Annotated in this window: 1 protein-coding gene (only partly in view); it reads left to right on the top strand. The window is 35.6% G+C overall.

What is annotated here, in order from left to right; translation table 11 throughout:
• The coding region annotated (gene plsX / locus WG67_RS04245) for a phosphate acyltransferase PlsX (RefSeq protein ID WP_458694916.1) crosses the window boundary (this coding region is incomplete at its 5' end): on the top strand, positions 1-699 show 699 of its 757 nt. Its footprint extends 58 nt past the window's final position.

The following is a 699-nucleotide window of genomic DNA, read 5'->3' as shown; positions in this document are numbered from 1 at the left end:
ATCTTCAGGCAACACCGGAGAGTTGATGGCAATTTCCAGATTTATTTTAGGAACATTACCAAACATTTATCGTCCTGCTATTGCCTCTATCTGTCCAACTAAGACAAAGAGCTTCGCTTTGCTTGACCTTGGTGCAAATGTTGATTGTAATGCCGACTCATTATTTCAATTTGCGTTAATGGGTAGTATATTTGCAAAAATAGCATTAAAAATTGACAATCCTGAAGTTGCTTTGCTAAATATCGGCACAGAAGAAGTTAAAGGTAATGACTCAGTGCGCGGCGCTTTTGAGTTGCTTAAAAACGCTCCAGGCATTAATTTCAAAGGGTATATAGAGGCAAGTGAATTTTTAGAGGGTAATATAGATGTAATTGTTGCTGATGGTTTTGTTGGCAATGTAATGCTCAAAACGGCTGAGGCAACCGCTAGTACCTTTATCAATCTAATAAAGCAGGAAGTATTCAATTCGTGGATAGCGAAAATGCTTGTTGGTATATTGTTAAAATCCAAACTAAATAAAGCTTTAACGCGTTTTAATCCCAAAATTAGAAGTGGAGCTATGTTTTTAGGGCTGAATGGTATCATCATTAAAAGTCATGGAAATTCTGATGCTATTTCTTTTGCCCATGCCATAAAATTTGCAGTAAATGCAATTAGTGAAAATTTAAATCAAAAGATAATTAACGGGGTAAGTCATAT

It is taken from the genome of Wolbachia endosymbiont of Drosophila incompta (assembly GCF_001758565.1).
Taxonomy (GTDB): domain Bacteria; phylum Pseudomonadota; class Alphaproteobacteria; order Rickettsiales; family Anaplasmataceae; genus Wolbachia; species Wolbachia pipientis.
This window is presented reverse-complemented; position numbering and strand designations above follow the sequence as displayed.